Here is a 14974-nt window from a genome sequence, read left to right as displayed (position 1 = left end):
CCCAACCCTACGTGCCATGACGGACAGCCGGATCGGGCGGATACTGCCCCGTATGACGCAAGCAACGAACGTGCTGGTGGTCGGCGACGGACCCGTCGCCACCGCGCTCGTGCCGATGCTGGAGACCCTCGGCTGGTCACCCGTCGTCGCGACCACGATGGAGGAGGTGTGGACGGGCCTCGCGGGCGTCGATGCCGTCGTGGTGCTCAGTCACCACGACGAGGTGGACGCGCCGGCCATCAAGGCGGCACTGACGTCCGGGACGTCGTACGTCGGGGCGATGGGCTCGCGCAAGACCCAGGCCCGCCGCCGCGAGTGGCTCACCGAGCACGGGGTCACCGAGGCGGACCTGGCCGCGTTGCGGGCGCCGATCGGCCTCGACATCGGCGCCGACGAGCCCGGTGAGATCGCGGTCTCGATCCTCGCCGAGATCGTCGCCGTACGACGCGGCGCAGCCGGCGCGGGCGCGATCAGCGGCCGCGAGGGCCCGATCCACCCGGACCTGGATCCGGGCACGGCCTTCTGCCCGGGAGGCTGACCGCGCGCCTGTCCGTCAGGACGCGTGGACCGGCGACCAGAAGAGCGCGACGGCGACGTTGGCCAGCGTGAGCAGGAGGATCCCGGCCCACAGCCCCTGCGGGATGCGCTCCTTGCGCATGTTGGCCATGACCAGCACCAGGATCACCAGGCCGATCGCGAACTTCACCGCGATCTTGGCGTGGTTGACCGGGTCGTCACCGGACTCCAGCACGCCGACGAGCAGCAGGCCGGCGAGGAAGGCCGTGCCGATGCCGTCGCGCATGGGGGCGTTGACGACCTTCTCGGGGAGCCGGGCCTGGACCAGCAACCCACCGAGGAGGGCGGCGAAGCCGACGATGTGGAGGAAGAGCAGCACCAGCCGGAGCGTTTCCATGGCCAGATCCTAGGGGCACGCCGACCTGCTTATTGCACATTGTTCGCAAGTGGGTACGCTGGGCAACATGACGCCCACGACGATCGACCGCCCGGTCCGTCGGCCGCTCTCGGCCGGCGAGAAGCGCAGTCTCGTCCGCACGCTGGGGTTCGTGCTCCTGCTGCACGTCGTGGGCTGGGGCCTCCTGGTGGGCGTCGTCGCGCCGCACGACTACGAGGTCGGGGGCAAGGTCCTCGGCGTCGGGCTGGGCCTGACGGCGTACACACTCGGCATGCGGCACGCCTTCGACGCCGACCACATCGCCGCGATCGACAACACCACCCGCAAGCTGATGGCCGAGGGGAAGCGCCCGATGAGCGTCGGCTTCTGGTTCAGCCTGGGCCACTCGTCGGTCGTGTTCGTGATGGTGATGGGGGTGGCGCTCGGCGTCCGCGCCCTCTCCTCGGGCATCAACGACCAGAACTCCGCGCTCCAGCAGCTCAGCGGCGTCTGGGGCACGCTGATCAGCGGCGGCTTCCTGCTCGCCATCGGCCTGATCAACCTCGCCGCGCTCATCGGCATCGTGCAGGTCTTCCGGTCGATGCGCCGCGGCCACTTCGACGAGGCCGAGCTCGACCGCCAGCTCGACCAGCGCGGCTTCCTCAACCGGATCCTGGGACGCGTCACCCGCGCGGTCACCAAGCCGTGGCACATGTACCCCACCGGCTTCCTCTTCGGCCTCGGCTTCGACACCGTGACCGAGATCGGCCTGCTGGTCATCGCCGGCGGCGCGGTCGCGGCCAGCCTGCCGTGGTGGGCCGTGATCACGCTGCCGATCCTGTTCGCGGCCGGCATGAGCCTGCTCGACACCCTCGACGGCGCCTTCATGACCGTCGCCTACGGCTGGGCCTTCGCCCGCCCGGTGCGCAAGATCTACTACAACATGACCGTCACGGCCCTCTCGGTCGCTGTCGCGCTCATCATCGGCGGCATCGAGATCGTCGGCCTCCTCGCCGACAAGGCGGGCGTCACCCACGGCCCGCTCGCTGCGGCCGCCCACGTCGACCTCGAGTACGTCGGCTACGGCATCGTGCTGCTCTTCGTCGTCACCTGGGCCGCCTCGGTCGCCATCTGGAAGCTCGGGCGGATCGACGAGCGCTGGAGCGCCCACCTCACCCGCAGCTGATCTCCAGCTCCAGCTCGAGCCAGTCGGCGAGGTCCTCGATCTCCTCCCGCACCTCGGCCGCCAGCCGCTTGCCGAACGGCTCGTCCTCGTGCACCGCATCGACGCGCAGGACCCCGGCCCGGCGGTCGGCCGTCGCGTCCAGTTTCCCGACCAGCCGGTCGCCGTGCAGGATCGGCATGGCCCAGTAGCCGAAGCGCCGCTTGGCCGCCGGCTTGTACATCTCGAGCTGGTAGTCGAACTCGAACAGGTCCTCCATCCGCTTGCGGTCGAAGACCAGCCGGTCGAGCGGGGACAGCAGCACGGTGCGCCCGGTGAAGGTGTCGTCGAGGTACGTCGGGTCGACCCGCCACGTGCCCCGCAGCCCCTCGACGACGGCCCGCTCCCCCGCCTGTCCGGCGCGCCGGGCGATCCCCAGCGAGCGCAGGTGGCGTTCGTCCCGGATCCGCAGCGCCTGGTCGAGCGGGACCACCGGCACATCGGGATAGACCCGCTCGGCGAGGTCCCACAGCCGGTCGCGACCCTCGTAGCCGGCCGCCGCCACCTCCCCGCGGCGGACCAGCAGCCCGAGCAGCATCCGCACGTTGCGGTCGTTGTTCCAGCCGCTCGACTCCCACGGCAGCACGGTCGTGTCGGGCAGCGCGCTCGACGGCAGCGGCCCCTCGTCGTACAGCTTGTCGAGGATGTCGCGACGGCACCCGTCGTTGGTCTCCAGCCAGTCTCGGGTGTCGCGCTGCCACTCGATCAGGTCCCCGGTCCCCGGCCACACCGCCATCTCCGCCCGGAAGAGCGCGATGTCCTCGGCCGGCCGGAGCATCCCCTGCAGCTCGATCAGCGAGCCCGACGCCACGGCGTCCTCGAGGTCACCGCGCCGGTGCTCCGCCCCCAGCCGCGACCACACCACCAGGTCGGCGCTCGGCGCCACCGCCGCCGTCGGGTCGGCCTGCAGCACCGTCAGGTGGCGGGCCACCTCGTGCAGGCCGGTGGGGCGGGGCAGGTCGAGCAGCTGGGCGCGGACCGCGATGCGCCGGGCGTCGGTGCGGGTCAGGTGGTGCGCGTCCATTCGGACATTCTCGCTTCGCTGGTGGACGTGGGGACTTGTTCGCCGACGTCTTGCTGCGGGATTTCGCGCCTTCGGCGCGTATTTCCAGAATTTCTTGGTCGCCGCAGGGTTCGCACGAGGTGCCTTCGGGCCCTGATTCCCGGCTTTCGGTCACTTGGCTCGACCGTCGTGATCAGGGTTCAAAAATCTTTCGATTCTTTACCTTTCTCCGGTCGAAATAGGGGCTCTGGCCTGCGGTTTTGTCGGTGGTCCCTGCTGGAATTGACCCATGACAGCGATGGTCACCCAGCCTCCTCGACACCAGGTGTCGCGCGCTGTCGAGACCATGCAGTCGCAGCTCTCGGAGCTCTCGGATGTGTCGTTGTGGTCAATGGATGCGGACGAGTCCGCGGCGACGCTGACGGCCGTGACCCGGCTGTCCGCCCAGCTCGCCGAGCTGGAGATGCGGGTCGCCGAGCACGCCAAGACCGTCGGCGTCGGGGACTCCGTCGGTGCCACCTCGACCACGAACTTCTGGGCGCACGCCACCCACCAGACCCGCCCTGCCGCCCACGGGAAGATGCGCCTCGCCCTCGCCCTCGCGGCCCGGCCGGCGTTGCGCACGGCGGTCGCGACCGGTCACGTCCTCGTGGAGCAGGCCCGCGTCATCGTCGACGCCGTCGAGGTCCTCCCCGCCGAGCACCGCGACGAGGCCGAAGCGATGCTGATCAAGTTCGCCGCCGACCACGACGCGAAGGCGTTGAAGGTGCTGGGCCGGCGGATCCTGGACTTCCTCGACCCCGAAGCGGCCGAGGCACACGAGGCCAAGCAGCTCGAGGACGAAGAACGCGCTGCCGCGATGTCGACCAAGCTGACCATGACCGACGACGGGCACGGCAAGGTCCACGGCCGGTTCACGTTGCCCTCGGCGCAGGCCGCGATGCTGAAGAAGGCACTGCTCGCGTTCGCCGCGCCAAAGCACCGCGCCGCGGTCGACGGCGGGCTGGGTGAACGTCGGCCGTCGGCGGAGCGGATGGGGCAGGCGTTCGTCGAGCTGATCGAGCGTTACCCCGTCAAGAAGCTTCCCAAGGCCGGTGGTGTGTCCGCCACCGTCGTGGTCACGATGGACATCTCCACCCTGATGGGCGGTCTCAAGGCGGCGTCGCTGGACACCGGCGAGCGGATCACCGCCGGCCAAGCCAGGAGGCTCGCGTGCGAGGCGGGGATCATCCCCGCCGTCCTGGGCGGGAAGTCCCAGGTGCTCGACCTGGGCCGCAAGCGCCGCTTCCACAGCGAGTCCCAGCGGATCGCGATGGCGATCGAGCAGGGCGGCTGCAACGCCGAAGGGTGTGACTGGCCGCCGGGGCTGTGCCACGGGCACCACCCCATCCCCTGGAGCCAGGACGGGGAGACCAACAAAGACGGGATGCTGCTCTGCCCGCACCACCACGCCCGGGCCCATGACCCGAAGTTCACGATGACCACACAGGCCGGCGGGAAGGTCGCCTTCACCAGGCGGACATAGGCCGACGGACGACCCATCTGTGAACCTTGATCACGACGGTCGAGCCAGGCGACCGAAAGCCGGCAAGCAGGGCCCGGAGGCACCTCGTGCGAGCCCTGCGGTGACCACGTAATTCTCTGAACCGCGCCGTAGGCGCGGCCACCTGCACCTAGCGGCGAGGGTCAGAGGAGGCGCCGGTCCGAGGCCCAGCGCGTCAGCTCGTGGCGCGAGGACAGCTGGAGCTTGCGCAGCACGTTGGACATGTGGGTCTCGACGGTCTTGATGGAGATGAACAGCTCCTTCGCGACCTCCTTGTAGGCGTAGCCCCGCGCGATCAGGCGCATCACCTCGCGCTCCCGCTCGGTGAGGCGGTCGAGGTCCTCGTCGACGGCGGAGACCTCGATGGTGCCGGCGAAGGCGTCGAGCACGAAGCCCGCGAGGCGGGGGCTGAACACGGCGTCGCCGGTCGCGACGCGCTGGATCGCCTGGACGAGCTCGGGGCCGGTGATGGTCTTGGTGACGTAGCCGCGGGCTCCCCCGCGGATCGTGCCGATCACGTCCTCGGCCGCGTCACTGACCGACAGTGCGAGGTAGCGGGAGTCCGGCCAGGGGTGCCTGCGCATCACCTCGACGCCGCCACCGCCGGGCAGGTGCACGTCGAGGAGCACGACGTCGGGGTGGTGCTCGGCGATCGCGGCGACGGCCTCGTCGACGTCCGCCGCCTCGGCGCGTACGTCGATCTCCGATGCCCCGGCCGACTCGAGCTCGGCCCGGACGCCGCGGCGGAACATGCCGTGGTCGTCGACGATCACGATCGTCACCGGGCCCACCGGGGTCGGTGCGTCAGTCATCGGAGTCCTCCTGTCGGGGCGCCTCGGCGCCGGGGTGACGGGGCAGGTGCAGGCGCACCTCGGTGCCCTCGCCCGGGGTGGACCGCACCTCGGCGGTGCCGCCGTGTCGGTCCATGCGGTCGATGATGCTGTGGCGGACGCCGTAGCGGTCGGCCGGGGTGTCCGCGGGGTCGAAGCCGTGGCCCCGGTCGCGCACGAACACGTCGACGGCGGTGGGCGTCACCTCGGCGTAGACGTCGACCCGACCGGTGCCGGCGTGCTTGGCCGCGTTGGTGACCGCCTCGCGGGCGGCCGCGACCACGGCCCGCAGGCTCTCGTCGAAGTCGCAGTCGCCGACCGTGACCACGTCGACGGTGACGCCGTGGGCGTCCTCGATCGCGGCCGCTGCGCCCCGGAGGGCGCTGGCCAGGGTCGAGTCGTCGGTGGACTCACCGGCATAGAGCCACGACCGGAGGTCGCGCTCCTGGGCGCGGGCGAGACGGGCGACGGTCGTGCCGTCGTACGCGTTCTTCTGGATCAGGGCGAGCGTCTGGAGGACCGAGTCGTGCAGGTGCGCCGCCACGTCCGCGCGCTCCTGGGTGCGCACGCGCTCGGCGCGCTCGGCCGTCAGGTCGGAGGCCAGCCGGTAGACCCACGGACCCACGACGATGCCGATGCCGACGACCCCGAGCGCCGCCGCGACCGTGACGTCGCGGGCCATCGCCAGCGAGCCGCCGCGGAAGGCGAACAGCGAGAGCGCCGTGATGACCATGCCGACCCCCGCGGCGAGCCGCGCCCAGGCGGCCCAGCCGCCCGAGCCGAGGACCACGCGCACGGGGTCGATGCGGCCGGTCGTGTCCAGCCACCGCTCGCGCTGCGCCTCGTCGGCCTGACGCCACAGCAGCGCGACGCCGACGACGCCGATGAAGAGCGGCCAGAAGACCGCCCCCTGGCCCAGCACCGCCTCGGCCAGCAGGATCAGGCCGAAGCACAGCGCCGCGACCGCGACCGCCGGGCCGGCGTCGGCGAGCCGGCGGATCCGGCCCGGCCGCATGCCGGCACGGCTGGCGCTCTCGAGGCCCGGGGCCCCGGTGTCGAAGCGACTGTCGGACGGCAGCACGAGCCAGAGGCCGGCGTACAGCGCGATGCCGAGGCCGCCCAGCACGCCGGAGACGACGAAGAAGATCCGCACCCACAGCACCGGCACGGCGAGGTGCCGCGCGAGGCCCCCGGCGACGCCGCCGATCATGGGGTCCTGCGCGTTGCGCGTGGCGCGGCGGGTGGCACGGCTCGTGCCGGCCGCGGTGGGTGCGGTGGTCGTCATCTCGCCGCAATCGTCACACAGCGCGGGGCCGCCAACCATGAGGCATGACCCCGAGACGACCCTGACCGCCTCCCGGGGTCGAGACGGGCCGAACGGTCCACAGATCAGGTATTTCCCCGATGGTGCGCGGACTCGCGGCGGACGAGGCTGGTGCCATGACAACGACACCGCCCGATGCACCTTCCGGCCCGGCGCCCGGCGCCGACCACGGACCCCGCGTCAACCGCGACGACGTCCGTGACCTGAGCCGCCTGCGCCGCACGGTCGACGACCGCAAGGTCGCCGGCGTGGCGGGCGGCATCGCACGCCACCTCGACATCGACCCCCTGGTCGTGCGGGTGACGTTCGTCGTGACGGCGTTCTTCGGCGCCGGCCTGATCTTCTACGGCGCCTGCTGGCTGCTGCTGCCCGAGGAGGGCAGCCCGCGCCGGCCCTTCGGCCTCGACGACCGCAGCCGCGCCGTCGCGCTCATCATCGGTGGCGTCATCGCGGCGCTGACGCTGATGGGCAACACCTGGTCCGGCGTCTGGTACCCGTGGCCGCTCGTCATCATCGCCCTCGCCGTGCTGTTCTTCCTCACCCGGAAGAACCGCCGCGCGGCGGTCCCGCCCGCGGCCGGCCCCCCGCCGTACGCAGCGCCGTACGCAGCGCCGTACGCAGCGCCGTACGCCGCCCCCGACGCCGCTCCGCAGACGGCGCCGCACGAGGCCACCAGCCCCGCGCCGTACACCGCGCAGTACGCCGTCCCGCCGAGCGGCGCGCAGTACTCCGACATCCGCTGGGTGCCGCCGGCCTCCACCGTCGCCCCGGCGCGGCCGTGGCCGCCGAAGCGGCGCGGGCCCATCCTGTTCTGGTTCACCCTCGCGCTGATCGCCCTGGCCGAGGGGACCCTGGGGATCGTGGACGTCGCGGGCCTGCACGTCGTGCCGTCGGCCTACCCGGCGCTGGCCGTCGCGATCACCGGCGTGATGCTGCTGGTCGGCGCGTTCTTCGGACGGGCCGGAGGCCTGATCCTGGTCGGCCTGATCGGTGCGGCCGCCCTGGCCGGCACCACCGCGGCCGGTGAGTTCGACGGCACCCAGCTGCACCCGACGCCGACGTCGTCGGTCGCCCTGGCGGACGGCTACGAGATCTCCAACGGCGAGGTGGTCCTCGACCTCCGGCAGGTGCGTGACCTCGGGGCCCTGGACGGACGCACCCTCCACCTGGACGCGAAGTTCGGCCGGATCGAGGTGATCGTGCCTCCGGGCCTGAGCACCTCCGTCACCGCCCGCGTCCACGGGCCCGGCGACATCAAGCTCTTCGGCGAGGAGTCGGGCGGCATCGACGTCCAGATGTCCCGCGTCCGCCCGGCCACCAACCCGAAGGCACCCACTCTGACCATCGACGCCGAGCTCAGCGTCGGCTCGATCGAGGTGCACCAGTGATGAAGGAGCAGACCATGGACACCGACCAGCTCGGGCAGCCCGAGCGCATCTCCGGCTGGCACCCCGTCAGCATCGGCCACCTCGTCATGGGCCTGGCCTTCGTCGGACTCATCGGGGTCTGGGCGCTGGTCCAGGGCGACGTCGTCCAGGGCGACGACATCCGCTGGCTCCTGCCGGTCCCGTGGGTGGTCGCCGGCTTCGCCGGACTCATCGCCACGACCATGACCAGCCGTGACCGCTGGTCCACGCGCAGCACGGGCTGGGTGGGCACGAACGACGCCGCCGACCCGACCACCGAGACCACCCCCATCACCCACGAGGAGACCCGATGACCACCCAGCCCCAGCCGTCCCCGATCCCCACGCGGCGGCTCGTACGCCGCTCGGACAACCGGATGATCGGCGGCGTCTGCTCCGGCGTCGCGGACTACCTCGGCATCGACGTCACGCTCGTGCGGGTGCTGACCGTGCTCGGCGCGATCTTCGGCATGGGCTCGCTCGTCGTGGCCTACGCCGTCATGTGGCTGCTGCTGCCCGAGGAGTGAGCCCGGTCAGACCAGGACGCGTGCCGCCTCGGCCCAGAGGCGGCGCGCTTCCGCCACGGTGTCGCTGGCGTCGGTGAAGACGCCGTCGACACCCGCCTCGAGGAACGCCCGGGCCTCGCCGAGGGCGTTGCCGCGGACTCCCGCGGAGCCCGGCACCCGGAAGTTGGTGCCGAGGAAGTGGTTCTCGTCGCGGAGCGTCCACACGTGGACGACCAGCCCTGCGGCGTGCGCGTTGCCCACCAGCGTCGACGCCTCCCCCGTCGCCCCCGTCGCCGGGTCACGCGGCAGCACGAGGTCCTTGTGGACGCCCACGCCGGCGGCGTACGTCGCGATCGTGGCCAGGCCCGCGCGGGTGAGCATCCCCGCGTCGGGCGCGTCGACCAGCTGGATCAGCGGCAGCTCGGTGCGCCGGGCCAGCGCCCGCAGGTTGCCCTCCTCGAACGACTGCAGGAAGACCCGCGAGCCCGGGTGGTCCAGGCCGTGGCGGCGCAGCGCCGCGAGCATCGGCTCCTCGAGCGCCAGCCCCAGGCCCGCGAAGTACGACGGGTGCTTGGTCTCCGGGTAGACGCCGATCCGGCGGCCCGTGCGGCGTGACTCGGCGGCGACCAGCTCCAGGATCTCGTCGAAGGTCGGGACCTCGAACAGGCCGTCGTACCGGGTGTTGCGGGGGCGCAGCTCGGGCAGCCGCTCGGTGGCGCGCAGGGTCTTGAGCTCGGCGAGCGTGAAGTCCTCGGTGAACCAGCCGGACACCACGACCCCGTCGACGCTGCGCGTCGCCCAGCGGTCCGCGAACTCCGGGTGGTCGGCCACATCGGTGGTGGCGGCGATGTTGTTCTCGTGACGCGCGACGAGCACCCCGTCGCGGGTGGAGACGAGGTCCGGCTCGACGTAGTCGCAGCCGAGCGCGATCGCGAGCCGGTAGGAAGCGAGGGTGTGCTCGGGCCGGTAGCCGCAGGCGCCTCGGTGGCCGATCACCAGGGGCAGCTGCTCGGGGAGACGGCGGGTCGTCATGACCTCCAGCGTCCGGGGGCATCGTGACCGTGCGACGGGGTGCGCGTGAACCCCGGGTGACCATCGGGGGACGAGCCCGTCAGGATGGGCGCGTGACGATCCCGAGCCTCGGCACCCTGACGTCCCTGCCCGTCCTCGAGCACCTCGACCTCGTCGGTGCGCCGGTCGCGGCCGCGCTCCGCTCCTGGCCCGGCGCCGCGGAGGTGGCGGTGGTCGAGATCGACCCCGACCTCGCCGACACGGCCGCGATGACCGAGGCCTACGGCCTGTCGATGCTCAACAGCGCCAACTGCGTGGTCGTCGCCGGCCGCCGCGGTGGCGAGGAGCGGGTCGCGGCCTGCGTCGTACGCGCCGACACCCGGGCCGACGTCAACAGCCTCGTCAAGCGGACCCTCGACGTGCGCAAGGCGTCGTTCCTCTCCACCGACCGGGCCGTCGAGGAGTCCGGTATGGAGTACGGCGGCATCACGCCGGTCGGCCTGCCCAACGACTGGCGGCTGCTGGTCGACGCGCGCTGCGTCGACATCGACGTGGCCATCGTCGGTGCGGGGGTCCGCAGCTGCAAGCTGCTCCTGCCCGGGCGGCTGCTCGCCGAGATCCCCGGCGCCGAGGTGGTCACCGACCTCGGCGTGTGACCCACGCTCGCCCCGGATCGGGTCCAGACTGTCGCCATGAGTGACGACCAGCATGACGCCGAGGAGACCGACAAGGAGCGCCTGGACCGCAAGTGGGAGGACCTCCTGCAGGAGCTCCGGGTGATGCAGACCGGCGCGCAGCTGACGGCCGGCTTCCTGCTCACGCTGCCGTTCCAGCAGAAGTTCGCCACGCTCGACGACTTCCAGCGCACCCTCTACCTCTTCCTGGTCGCGGTCGCCGCCCTCACCACCGCCACCGTCATGGGTCCGGTGGCCGTGCACCGGCGACTCTCCGGCGAGCACGTCAAGGAGCGCGTCGTCGTCACCGCGCACCGGCTCGTCCACGTCGTGCTGCTCGGCGTCTCGACCCTGATCGCCGGCATGGCGCTGCTGATCTTCGACGTCGTGGTGGACCGGTGGGTCGCGGTGGCGGTGGCCGGCGCCCTCCTGGCCTACCTGGTGACGGTCCTCGTGCTGCTGCCCGCCCGGTTGTCGGACGAGACGTTCTGATCCCACCGCCGACCCGTCGGCGATAAACGGTTCGCCCCGACCACCCCCGGATCCGTACCGTTCGGGGGTGCGACACCTGCCTCTCGACCATCCCGGCACCGCCGACCACCGCTCGCCGGGACGGTTCCTGCTGTGGATGGCGAAGGGCCAGTGGCACACCCTCGCGCTCGGCATGTTCTTCGGCATCGTCTGGATGAGCTCGCAGGCAGTGCTGCCGGCCGTCATCGGCCGCGCGATCGACCGCGGCGTCGCTGCCCGGGACGGCTCCGAGCTGCTGAAGTGGGCGACGGTCATGTTCGCGATCGGCCTGGTCCAGGCGGTCAGCGGCATCATCCGGCACCGGTTCGCGGTGACCAACTGGCTCACGGCGGCCTACCGGACCGTGCAGCTCGTCGGTCGCCAGACCGTCCACCTCGGCGGCACGCTCCCCCGCAAGGTCTCCACCGGCGAGGTCGTCGCGATCGGCACCAGCGACCTGTCCCACCTGGGCCAGGTCATGGACGTGTCCGCGCGGTTCGCCGGCGCCGTCGTGTCGTTCCTGCTCGTGTCGGTGATCCTGCTGAGCACCTCGGTCACGCTCGGCCTGGTGGTCCTGGTCGGCGTACCCCTCCTGATGCTGCTCGTCGGGCCCCTGCTCTCGCCGCTCCAGGAGCGCTCCGCCACCCAGCGCCACCTGATGGGCGAGCTGTCCAACACCGCCAGCGACATCGTCGGCGGCCTGCGGGTGCTCCGCGGGATCGGCGGCGAGCAGGTCTTCCACGACCGCTACCGCCGCGAGTCCCAGACCGTACGACGCGCCGGCGTCGAGGTCGCCAAGCTCCAGTCGGTGCTCGACGCGCTGCAGGTCTTCCTGCCCGGCGTGTTCGTCGTGCTGGTCGTCTGGCTCGGCGCCCGCTACGCCGTCGAGGGCCGGATCACCCCCGGTGAGCTGGTCGCGTTCTACGGCTACTCGGCGTTCCTGATGATCCCGCTGCGCACCGCGACCGAGTACGCCAACAAGATCATCCGGGCCCGGGTCGCGGCGCGCCGCGTCTGCCGGGTCCTGGCCCTGACCCCCGACGTGGTCGACCCGGAGGTCCCGGCCGCGTCGCCGCCGCCGGGCTCCGACCTGCTCGACGCGCGCACCGGCCTGCACGTCCGCGCCGGCCGCCTGACCGCGGTGGTCAGCGAGCAGCCCGACGAGTCCGCCGCGCTGGCCGATCGTCTCGGCCTGTGCGCCGCCGTCGTCGACGACGAGGTCACGCTCGGCGGGGTGCCGCTCACCTCGCTGCGACGGGCCGAGGTCCGCGACCGCATCGTCGTCTCCGACACCGGCGCCATCCTCTTCTCCGGGCGCCTTGGCGACCGACTGGACACCACGGGCACCGGCACGGTCGCCCAGGCGCTCGACACCGCCTCGGCCGACGACATCCTCGTGGCCCTGCCCGACGGCCTCGACACCCTGGTCGCCGAACGCGGCCGGACGTTCTCGGGCGGCCAGCGGCAGCGGCTCGTGCTCGCGCGCGCCCTCACGGCGGACCCCGAGGTCCTCGTGCTGGTCGAGCCGACGTCCGCGGTCGACGCGCACACCGAGGCCCGGATCGCCTTCCGGCTCCGCGCGCACCGCGCCGGCCGCACGACCGTCGTGACGACGTCGAGCCCGCTGATGCTGGACGCCGTCGACGAGGTCGCCTTCCTGCGCGACGGGCGGATCGTCGCCGCCGGCACCCACGGCGACCTGCTCGCGACCGACCCCGACTACCGGATGGTCGTCACCCGCGAGTCCGCCGACGAGATGGAGGCGGTCCGATGAGCATCGGCACGAAGCTCCCGGTCGCGGACACCCGCGCGGTCCGGCGGTACGCCGCCCGGCTGGCCCGCCAGCACCCGCGGATGCTCTGGGGAGCGGTCGTCCTGCACATCGCGGCCGCCCTGACCGGGCTGGCCGCCCCGCGGCTGCTCGGCGACCTGGTCCAGGAGGTCCAGAACGGCACGACCACCGGCCACGTCGACCGGATCATGCTGTGGCTGGCCGGCTTCCTCGTCGCCCAGACCGTGCTCACCCGCTACGCCCGCTACGTCAGCACCGTGCTGGGCGAGCAGGTCCTCGCCGAGCTGCGCGAGGACTTCGTCGGCAACACCCTGGCCCTGCCCGTCGGGGTCGTGGAGTCCGCCGGTTCGGGCGACCTGCTCACCCGCACCAGCCGCGACGTCGACCAGCTCGGCTGGTCGGTGCGGATGGCGCTGCCCGAGTGGGTGATCGCCGTGATCACCGCGATCGTCACCTTCGTGGCCGCGATCAGCGTCGGCTGGTGGGTCGCCCTGCCGTGCCTGCTCGGCGTCCCGCCGCTCGTGATCGGGCTGCGCTGGTACCTCGCCCGCGCCAAGGACGGCTACCTCCGGGAGAGCGCGTCGTACTCCGCCATCAACGCCACCCTCACCGAGACCGTCGAGGGTGCCCGCACGGTCGAGGCGCTGGGCCTGGGCGACGAGCGGGTCCGCGCCATCGACGACGACATCCGGGAGTCCTACGCGGCGGAGCGCTACACGCTGTTCCTGCGCACGGTCTTCTTCCCCAACATGGAGATCGCCTACCTGATCCCCACGGTCGCCACGCTGCTCTTCGGTGGCTGGCTGCACATGCACGGCCACGCGTCGCTGGGCGACGTCACGGCGGCGACGCTCTACGTGCAGATGCTGATCGACCCGGTCGACCGGATCGTCTCGATCCTCGACGAGCTCCAGATGGGTGCGGCGTCGCTGGCGCGCCTGCTCGGCGTCGCGCAGGTGCCCGACGACCGCGAGGTCTCGGGGTCGACCCCCGACGGCGAGCAGCTCGACGCCTCCGACGTCCGGTTCTCGTACGTCGACGGGCGCGACGTCCTGCACGGCGTGGACCTGTCGGTCGGCGTCGGCGAGCGCATCGCCATGGTCGGCCCGTCGGGCGCGGGCAAGTCGACCCTCGGCCGGCTGCTCGCCGGCATCCATCCCCCGCGGACCGGCCAGGTGACCGTCGGCGGGGTCGGCCTGGTCGAGCTGCCCCTGGACGACCTGCGCGGGCACGTCGCGCTGGTCACCCAGGAGCACCACGTCTTCGTCGGGACGCTGCGGGAGAACCTGGCGCTGGCGGTCTCGACAAGCTCGACCAACGAGGGCGGGGCCACCGACGACGACATCCGCGAGGCCCTCGCGGCCGTGGACGCCCTCGACTGGGTCGACGCGATGCCGGACGGCCTCGACGAGGTCGTCGGCTCGGGCGGGCGACCCGTCACGGCCGCGCAGGCCCAGCAGATCGCCCTGGCCCGACTGGTGCTCGCCGACCCGCACACGCTCGTCCTCGACGAGGCGACGTCGCTGATCGACCCGCGGGCAGCCCGCCACCTCGAGCGTTCGCTGGCGGCGGTGCTGCACGGCCGCACCGTCATCGCGATCGCCCACCGGCTCTTCTCGGCGCACGACGCCGACCGGGTCGCGGTGGTCGAGGACGGCGTGATCTCGGAGCTCGGCTCCCACGACGAGCTCGTCGCGGCGGGCGGGTCGTACGCCGCCCTCTGGGACAGCTGGAACGGCAAGCACCAGGCCTGACCCGGGGCGACGGCGGACATTAGGGCAGGTAGTCGAGGTTCAGCCGGATCACGTGATCAGGCTTGTCCCGGGAGCCGCCCGAGAGCGAGCCGGTGCCGACGCGCTCGGCCACGAGGTCCGACACCTGCGTGAGGCAGGTCGGCTGCGGGCCGTCCAGCCCGGTGTTCCAGTGCGGCTGGAGGATGAAGCAGGGACGCTCGACCCCGGTCACGCCGGCGGAGGAGAACGGCACCAGCGAGGCCGGGGCCTCGGCGCGGGTCGTCTCGACCGGCATGGCCACGGCCACCGGCGTGGAGAGCGCGACGAGGGCGACCGCGGTCGCCCCCAGCGCTCCGGCTGCCGCCGAGGGGCACCACCAGGTGCGGGACTCGGCGGCGAGTGAGTAGCGGTTCATGACTTTCCCCTGTCGGAGTTCTGTCGGGCCGGACGGTCTGACCGGCCTCACCCACTGGTCTGGCACCTCCCGGTTCCACGGCCTCTCCGCCGCGGTATCGCCGCGGTATCGCCG

The 14974-nt window shown here is 72.3% G+C and carries 16 protein-coding genes; 10 read left to right on the top strand and 6 right to left on the bottom strand.

What is annotated here, in order from left to right:
- Positions 1 to 52: 52 nt before the first annotated feature.
- On the top strand, positions 53 to 538 hold the full coding sequence (locus tag EJF31_RS20780) for an XdhC family protein (RefSeq protein ID WP_185736371.1): 486 nt from the start codon (positions 53 to 55) through the stop codon (positions 536 to 538).
- A 15-nt stretch (positions 539 to 553) separates the two neighbouring features.
- Here the strand turns inward: EJF31_RS20780 and EJF31_RS20775 are convergent, their stop codons facing one another.
- A complete protein-coding gene (locus EJF31_RS20775; protein ID WP_125039093.1) occupies positions 554 to 913 on the bottom strand; it encodes a hypothetical protein in 360 nt (119 codons plus the stop codon).
- Positions 914 to 980: 67 nt separating this feature from the next.
- Here EJF31_RS20775 and EJF31_RS20770 point away from each other — a divergent pair, with 67 nt between their 5' ends.
- On the top strand, positions 981 to 2078 hold the full coding sequence (locus tag EJF31_RS20770) for a HoxN/HupN/NixA family nickel/cobalt transporter (RefSeq protein ID WP_125039092.1): 1098 nt from the start codon (positions 981 to 983) through the stop codon (positions 2076 to 2078).
- Here the strand turns inward: EJF31_RS20770 and EJF31_RS20765 are convergent.
- Positions 2065 to 3138: a DNA glycosylase AlkZ-like family protein gene (locus EJF31_RS20765; RefSeq protein ID WP_125039091.1), complete on the bottom strand. Its 1074-nt coding sequence runs from the start codon at positions 3136 to 3138 to the stop codon at positions 2065 to 2067. The genes EJF31_RS20770 and EJF31_RS20765 overlap by 14 nt on opposite strands.
- 406 nt (positions 3139 to 3544) lie before the next feature.
- On the opposite strand from EJF31_RS20765, the gene EJF31_RS20760 reads away from it, so the two are divergent.
- A complete protein-coding gene (locus EJF31_RS20760) occupies positions 3545 to 4642 on the top strand; it encodes an HNH endonuclease signature motif containing protein (protein ID WP_260430996.1) in 1098 nt (365 codons plus the stop codon).
- A 161-nt stretch (positions 4643 to 4803) separates the two neighbouring features.
- Here EJF31_RS20760 and EJF31_RS20755 read toward each other — a convergent pair whose 3' ends face one another.
- Both EJF31_RS20755 and EJF31_RS20750 read right to left on the bottom strand, forming a co-directional pair.
- Positions 4804 to 5472 (bottom strand): response regulator transcription factor, encoded by a 669-nt coding sequence (locus EJF31_RS20755; protein WP_125039089.1) that lies wholly within the window; start codon positions 5470 to 5472, stop codon positions 4804 to 4806.
- Positions 5465 to 6775, bottom strand: coding sequence for a PspC domain-containing protein (locus EJF31_RS20750; RefSeq protein ID WP_125039088.1), 1311 nt, complete (start codon positions 6773 to 6775; stop codon positions 5465 to 5467). Before EJF31_RS20750 ends, EJF31_RS20755 begins: the two co-directional genes overlap by 8 nt.
- 155 nt (positions 6776 to 6930) lie before the next feature.
- Here EJF31_RS20750 and EJF31_RS20745 point away from each other — a divergent pair, with 155 nt between their 5' ends.
- Genes EJF31_RS20745 through EJF31_RS20735 form a run of 3 tightly spaced genes read left to right on the top strand, consistent with a single transcriptional unit; the run spans position 6931 to position 8746 of the window.
- Positions 6931 to 8202: a PspC domain-containing protein gene (locus tag EJF31_RS20745; protein WP_185736370.1), complete on the top strand. Its 1272-nt coding sequence runs from the start codon at positions 6931 to 6933 to the stop codon at positions 8200 to 8202.
- Positions 8202 to 8534 (top strand): hypothetical protein, encoded by a 333-nt coding sequence (locus tag EJF31_RS20740; protein ID WP_125039086.1) that lies wholly within the window; start codon positions 8202 to 8204, stop codon positions 8532 to 8534. Before EJF31_RS20745 ends, EJF31_RS20740 begins: the two co-directional genes overlap by 1 nt.
- Positions 8531 to 8746 carry a PspC domain-containing protein gene (locus tag EJF31_RS20735; protein WP_125039085.1) on the top strand — a complete coding sequence of 72 codons (216 nt, stop codon included), beginning with the start codon at positions 8531 to 8533 and terminating at the stop codon, positions 8744 to 8746. The genes EJF31_RS20740 and EJF31_RS20735 overlap by 4 nt, the downstream gene beginning before the upstream one ends.
- Positions 8747 to 8752: 6 nt before the next feature.
- On the opposite strand, the gene EJF31_RS20730 is transcribed toward EJF31_RS20735, so the two are convergent.
- Positions 8753 to 9757 carry a glycerophosphodiester phosphodiesterase gene (locus EJF31_RS20730; protein WP_125039084.1) on the bottom strand — a complete coding sequence of 335 codons (1005 nt, stop codon included), beginning with the start codon at positions 9755 to 9757 and terminating at the stop codon, positions 8753 to 8755.
- A 92-nt stretch (positions 9758 to 9849) separates the two neighbouring features.
- On the opposite strand from EJF31_RS20730, the gene EJF31_RS20725 reads away from it, so the two are divergent.
- The 4 genes from EJF31_RS20725 (at position 9850) to EJF31_RS20710 (ending at position 14466) form a co-directional block, all read left to right on the top strand.
- Positions 9850 to 10392, top strand: a complete 543-nt coding sequence (locus EJF31_RS20725; protein ID WP_125039083.1) for a YbaK/EbsC family protein — start codon at positions 9850 to 9852, stop codon at positions 10390 to 10392.
- Positions 10393 to 10428: 36 nt separating this feature from the next.
- Positions 10429 to 10902 (top strand): DUF6328 family protein, encoded by a 474-nt coding sequence (locus tag EJF31_RS20720; RefSeq protein ID WP_125039082.1) that lies wholly within the window; start codon positions 10429 to 10431, stop codon positions 10900 to 10902.
- Positions 10903 to 10969: 67 nt separating this feature from the next.
- Entirely contained in the window at positions 10970 to 12694 is a 1725-nt protein-coding gene (locus EJF31_RS20715; protein ID WP_185736369.1) for an ABC transporter ATP-binding protein, read from the top strand.
- Positions 12691 to 14466, top strand: a complete 1776-nt coding sequence (locus EJF31_RS20710) for an ABC transporter ATP-binding protein (RefSeq protein WP_260430995.1) — start codon at positions 12691 to 12693, stop codon at positions 14464 to 14466. Before EJF31_RS20715 ends, EJF31_RS20710 begins: the two co-directional genes overlap by 4 nt.
- A gap of 19 nt (positions 14467 to 14485) precedes the next feature.
- Here the strand turns inward: EJF31_RS20710 and EJF31_RS20705 are convergent, their stop codons facing one another.
- Positions 14486 to 14860, bottom strand: coding sequence for a hypothetical protein (locus EJF31_RS20705; protein WP_125039081.1), 375 nt, complete (start codon positions 14858 to 14860; stop codon positions 14486 to 14488).
- Between the last annotated feature and the right edge of the window lie 114 nt (positions 14861 to 14974).

Origin of the sequence: Nocardioides sp. LS1 (assembly GCF_003865225.1) — a bacterium.
Taxonomy (GTDB): Bacteria; Actinomycetota; Actinomycetes; order Propionibacteriales; family Nocardioidaceae; genus Nocardioides; species Nocardioides ginsengisegetis.
Note: the sequence above shows the minus strand (reverse complement) of the source record. Positions and strands in the feature narration are given on the sequence as shown.

What these genes read in the sequence shown, in the direction of transcription:
- EJF31_RS20780 (WP_185736371.1), top strand. Translation starts at nt 53, where the DNA reads ATGACGCAAGCAACGAACGTGCTGGTGGTCGGCGACGGACCCGTCGCC.
- EJF31_RS20775 (WP_125039093.1), bottom strand. Translation starts at nt 913, where the DNA reads ATGGAAACGCTCCGGCTGGTGCTGCTCTTCCTCCACATCGTCGGCTTC.
- EJF31_RS20770 (WP_125039092.1), top strand. Translation starts at nt 981, where the DNA reads ATGACGCCCACGACGATCGACCGCCCGGTCCGTCGGCCGCTCTCGGCC.
- EJF31_RS20765 (WP_125039091.1), bottom strand. Translation starts at nt 3,138, where the DNA reads ATGGACGCGCACCACCTGACCCGCACCGACGCCCGGCGCATCGCGGTC.
- EJF31_RS20755 (WP_125039089.1), bottom strand. Translation starts at nt 5,472, where the DNA reads ATGACTGACGCACCGACCCCGGTGGGCCCGGTGACGATCGTGATCGTC.
- EJF31_RS20750 (WP_125039088.1), bottom strand. Translation starts at nt 6,775, where the DNA reads ATGACGACCACCGCACCCACCGCGGCCGGCACGAGCCGTGCCACCCGC.
- EJF31_RS20745 (WP_185736370.1), top strand. Translation starts at nt 6,931, where the DNA reads ATGACAACGACACCGCCCGATGCACCTTCCGGCCCGGCGCCCGGCGCC.
- EJF31_RS20740 (WP_125039086.1), top strand. Translation starts at nt 8,202, where the DNA reads ATGAAGGAGCAGACCATGGACACCGACCAGCTCGGGCAGCCCGAGCGC.
- EJF31_RS20735 (WP_125039085.1), top strand. Translation starts at nt 8,531, where the DNA reads ATGACCACCCAGCCCCAGCCGTCCCCGATCCCCACGCGGCGGCTCGTA.
- EJF31_RS20730 (WP_125039084.1), bottom strand. Translation starts at nt 9,757, where the DNA reads ATGACGACCCGCCGTCTCCCCGAGCAGCTGCCCCTGGTGATCGGCCAC.
- EJF31_RS20720 (WP_125039082.1), top strand. Translation starts at nt 10,429, where the DNA reads ATGAGTGACGACCAGCATGACGCCGAGGAGACCGACAAGGAGCGCCTG.
- EJF31_RS20710 (WP_260430995.1), top strand. Translation starts at nt 12,691, where the DNA reads ATGAGCATCGGCACGAAGCTCCCGGTCGCGGACACCCGCGCGGTCCGG.
- EJF31_RS20705 (WP_125039081.1), bottom strand. Translation starts at nt 14,860, where the DNA reads ATGAACCGCTACTCACTCGCCGCCGAGTCCCGCACCTGGTGGTGCCCC.